The organism is Flavobacterium sp. (genome assembly GCF_043720215.1).
GTDB lineage: Bacteria > Bacteroidota > Bacteroidia > Flavobacteriales > Flavobacteriaceae > Flavobacterium.
The window spans coordinates 1-3515 of record NZ_JAYSSZ010000177.1 but is presented as its reverse complement, the minus strand read 5'-3'; the positions used below and the strand labels follow the sequence as shown (position 1 = coordinate 3515).

Genomic DNA, 3515 nt, shown 5'->3' with positions numbered 1-3515 from the left:
TGAAAAAACTAAAAGAAACGTTGTCTAAATCGTTAAAAGCATTTGAAGGCAAGGGACTTACTGTAGAACAGAGAGACGGGAAAGTTTATGTTTCTATGGAAAATAAATTGCTTTTCGAATCTGGAAGTTGGGCTGTGGGCGCCGAAGGTAAAAAAGCGGTTGTAGCTGTAGGAAAAGTGTTGGGCGACAATCCAGATATTTCAGTATTAATAGAAGGTCATACTGATAATGATAAGTTTGGTGGCGCCGTAGGTCAAATAGAAAATAACTGGGATTTATCTACAAAAAGAGCTACTTCTATTGTGAATATTTTAGGTGAAAATGCAAAAATAAACAAACAAAATCTTACTGCTGCTGGTCGTGGAGAATTCTCACCATTAATGAGTAATGATACGCCTGAAGGTAAAGCAAAAAACAGAAGAATCGAAATTGTTTTGACTCCAAAATTAGATGAAATTTCTAAAATGTTGAATGATATTTAGAGGCACAAAGGTTCTGAGATACAAAGGTTCTAAGTTTTTCTTAGAGCCTTTTTCTTTTTTAAATTTTTCAAAAAACCTTTGCACCTTAGTGCCTTAAAACCTTAGTGCCTTTTTAAAAAAACCTTTGTACCTTTGCTCCCGAATCCTCGGGATCAGAACCTCAGTACCTTTTCAAGAAAATGAAATATACCACACTTCCAAACACCAATCTAAAAGTTAGTACGATTTGCCTAGGCACCATGACTTTTGGTAATCAAAATACTGAAAATGAAGCCCATTCGCAGTTAGATTTCGCTATAGAAAAAGGAATTAATTTAATCGATACTGCCGAAATGTATCCAATTGGAGGAAACGAACATATTTTTGGAAGTACCGAAAGACATATAGGTTCTTGGATTAATAAAATAGGTCAAAGCAAAAGAGAAAACATAGTTTTAGCTACAAAAATAGCTGGACCCAATCGTGGTATGGGTTACATACGTGAGCCATTAGATTTTTCTAAAAAAAACATACACGAAGCTGTCGATTTAAGTTTAAAAAATCTTCAGACTGATTATATCGATTTGTACCAAATGCATTGGCCGGAACGTATCATGAATATGTTCGGACAACGTGGCTTGTCTAAAATAGACGACCAATGGAAAGATTCTATTTTTGATATTTTAACCATTTTTGATGGATTAATAAAAGAAGGAAAAATAAAACACATTGGAGTTTCTAACGAAAATCCTTGGGGAGTTATGCGTTTTTTGATGGAAAACGAGAAACATAATTTACCAAAAATCGCTACCATTCAAAATCCATATTCTTTATTAAATCGTTTGTTCGAAGTAGGTTTGTCAGAAATTTGCATGCGTGAGAATGTGGGATTATTAGCTTATTCTCCTTTAGGTTTCGGGTTTTTATCAGGAAAACATTTAAATGGAATTCAAGCCAATTCTCGTCTTGGATTATTCCCAAATTTTGTGAGATATACTAATGAAAATTGCTTTAAAGCAACAAAAATGTATCAAGATTTAGCGCACGATTGCGGATTAACAGTAACCGAATTAGCGCTTGCATTTGTAAATCATCAGCAATTTGTAACTTCAACGATTATTGGCGCAACAAGTATAGACCAATTAGAAGAAAATATTAATGCTTTCGATGTGATGCTAACCGATGCTGTCTTAGAAGAAATAAATAAAATTCAGGAATTAATTCCAAATCCTGCGCCGTAATTTTATTGCTTTTAAACACAAAAGTCACAAAAGAAAAGAAAAACTTTTGTGACTTTTGTGTTTACTAAAATTAACAGAACTTATATATTCTTAAATTTTTTATATGGTTCAAAAAATAAGTGTTTTTTAACTAAAAATGATAAAAAGCATCTTCTAAATGTTCGATTTTAAATTCTTTTCCTTCTTTGTAAACCGCAATAATATCGAAACGAATTTCTAAATCTAAATCGTTCGAAATCACATATTCATTAACTGCTTTTACTAAAAGCTGAATTTTAGCAGGTTTTACAAAATCTTGAGGAGAACCGAAATCTATTGATGAACGTGTTTTTACTTCAACAATGACCAACACATTTTCTTTTTGAGCAATAATATCTATTTCCGCTTTTTGGAAAGTCCAATTGGTTTCTAGAATGGTGTATCCGTTTTTTTGAAGAAATTCAACCGAAAGGTCTTCACCGAGTTTTCCGAGTTCGTTGTGTTCAGCCATAATTATTATTCCTTTTGTCATTTCGACGAAGTAGAAATCTCATCAAATTGTTCGTATTATGAGATTTCTCCTTCGTCGAAATGACAACTTTACTTTAAATTATTCAAAAAACACTTTACTACATTCATTATTTACATCGATTGAAATTTTACTTCCCATAATCAAGGCACGATTGTCTTGAATATGTCCTGCCGGAAAATCATAAATAATAGGAATATTGTACTTTTTAGTCACATCTTCAATAATTTGTAAGGCGTTTTTTCCCCAAGGAATATCATTGTCTTTCATTTTTGTCATAGATCCCACAATAATTCCCTTGATGCTTTCTAGACAACCATTGCGTTGCAAGTTCATCATCATTCGATCTATATGATACAAATATTCGTCGAGATCTTCCATAAAAAGAATTTTATCATCGCAGTTTATTGCCGATTTTGAGCCCATCAAACTATATAAAATTGATAGATTTCCACCAACTAACTCTCCCGAAGCTTTCCCAAAACGATTCATAGGATGTGGTAAGATATCATATTCTAAGCGGTCACCAAACAAGGCAATTCGCAAAGTTTCTTTGGCCTCTTTAGTGGCTTTTGAGCTCACAGGCATTATTCCGTGAATAGATTTATAACCCATCGTGTTCAAATGGTTGTGCAAAACAGTTACGTCACTAAAACCAATAATCCATTTTGGATTTTGTTTAAATTTTGTAAAATCTAACAAATCAAGCATGCGTACCGTGCCGTAACCACCACGAACACACCAAATTGCTTTGACATTTTCGTTGTCCATTTGGTTTTGAAAATCGGCAGCGCGTTGCTCGTCGGTTCCCGCCAATTGGTTTAAATCGAGTCCTATTGTACTTCCTATTTTTACATTTAATCCCCAACTGGTGAGTAAATCTTTGGCAAATTTTAGATTGTCATCAATGTTTTTACGAGCGGTGGCAACTATAGCAATGGTATCGCCTTTTTTTAAATATGGTGGTGTTATCATTTTGGTTTGGGAATGAATGTTTGAAAGGGTAAAAAGTAAAAGTATGGTAACTATTTTTTTCATTTTATTTTGAATGCTCTAATGACAAATGTATAAAAGTTATTTTTTATTGGCACACAGATGACATGGATATTACTGATTTATACCGATTTTTTAGCCCCGATAGTAGTGGAAATCCTTTTTTGAGGCTTTTTGCCGAAAAAAAGATTGCAACGAATAGCGGGAATAGCTTCAAATAAAAATTCTATTGCTTATTTTTGCAACTTTATTACAAGAAACTATGATTCAGAATCCTAAAAGATATACGATTACGGCAGCTTTGCCTTATAC

Annotated in this window: 4 protein-coding genes; 2 read left to right on the top strand and 2 right to left on the bottom strand. The window is 33.2% G+C overall.

The genetic code is table 11. From position 1 onward, the window contains the following. Nucleotides 1-482, top strand: a 482-nt coding sequence (locus ACHZC3_RS08140; protein ID WP_394759365.1) for a flagellar motor protein MotB, incomplete at its 5' end; no start/stop codon positions are given. Nucleotides 483-661: 179 nt separating this feature from the next. Continuing rightward, a complete protein-coding gene (locus tag ACHZC3_RS08135) occupies nt 662-1702 on the top strand; it encodes an aldo/keto reductase (RefSeq protein ID WP_394759364.1) in 1041 nt (346 codons plus the stop codon). Between the two features lie 130 nt (nt 1703-1832). Here the strand turns inward: ACHZC3_RS08135 and ACHZC3_RS08130 are convergent, their stop codons facing one another. Next, nucleotides 1833-2192 (bottom strand): YraN family protein, encoded by a 360-nt coding sequence (locus ACHZC3_RS08130; protein ID WP_394759367.1) that lies wholly within the window; start codon nt 2190-2192, stop codon nt 1833-1835. A gap of 99 nt (nt 2193-2291) precedes the next feature. After that, nucleotides 2292-3185 (bottom strand): LD-carboxypeptidase, encoded by an 894-nt coding sequence (locus ACHZC3_RS08125; RefSeq protein WP_394759366.1) that lies wholly within the window; start codon nt 3183-3185, stop codon nt 2292-2294. Between the last annotated feature and the right edge of the window lie 330 nt (nt 3186-3515).

Coding starts and splice junctions, on each gene's coding strand:
- ACHZC3_RS08130 (WP_394759367.1), bottom strand. CDS start 2,192: ATGGCTGAACACAACGAACTCGGAAAACTCGGTGAAGACCTTTCGGTT.
- ACHZC3_RS08135 (WP_394759364.1), top strand. CDS start 662: ATGAAATATACCACACTTCCAAACACCAATCTAAAAGTTAGTACGATT.
- ACHZC3_RS08125 (WP_394759366.1), bottom strand. CDS start 3,185: ATGATAACACCACCATATTTAAAAAAAGGCGATACCATTGCTATAGTT.